The following is a 937-nucleotide window of genomic DNA, read 5'->3' on the forward strand; positions in this document are numbered from 1 at the left end:
GCAACCACAGGTGCAGTAATGTCCGCAGACACCACGCCTGAACCTGGCAATGAAGTATTGCCTGCAGGGTCAGTTGCTGTTGCTGTCACTGTTTGACCATCCGTCAAGTCACCTGGGTTTGGTACTGACCAGCTGCCGTCTGTACCTGCAACCACAGTTGCTGTCGTACCGTCAGGGAAGCTTACAGTCACGGTTGAACCCGGTTCTGCTGTACCGGTCACTGGATCAGTGGCATTGATTGGATCAAGGACCGGTGCATTTGGTGCAGTGGTATCCACTGTCACCACAGCCGTATCACTACCCACATTGCCTGCTGCATCTGTTGCAGTCACGGTAATCGTGTGTGGACCGTCTGTTAATACAGGCAGTGTATTGTCTGCAAGGGTCCAGGTACCGTCACCATTGTTGGTCGCTGGATAGTTCACACCATCTACAGTCACCACCACAGTCGCAGTCGGATCATTCACTGTACCAGTGAGTGCTGGTGTGCTGTCATTGGTCAACACATCATCGAGCGCAACCACAGGTGCAGTAATGTCCGCAGACACCACGCCTGAACCTGGCAATGAAGTATTGCCTGCAGGGTCAGTTGCTGTTGCTGTCACCGTTTGACCATCCGTCAAGTCACCTGGGTTTGGTACTGACCAGCTGCCGTCTGTACCTGCAACCACAGTTGCTGTCGTACCGTCAGGGAAGCTTACAGTCACAGTTGAACCCGGTTCTGCTGTACCTGTTACTGGATCAGTCGCATTGATTGGATCAAGTACCGGTGCATTTGGTGCAGTGGTATCCACTGTCACGACAGCTGTATCACTACCCACATTGCCTGCTGCATCTGTTGCAGTCACGGTAATCGTGTGTGGACCGTCTGTTAATACAGGCAGTGTATTGTCTGCAAGGGTCCAGGTACCGTCACCATTGTTGGTCGCTGGATAGT

The 937-nt window shown here is 52.8% G+C and carries 1 protein-coding gene; it reads right to left on the minus strand.

Features of this window, described 5'->3' with window-relative positions; all coding sequences use genetic code 11:
• Positions 1–937 (minus strand): Ig-like domain-containing protein (locus AC1PJP_RS00685; protein WP_479766361.1); only part of this gene is annotated, 937 nt, incomplete at both ends.

The sequence above is a fragment of the Acinetobacter sp. V116_7 genome (assembly GCF_056735735.1).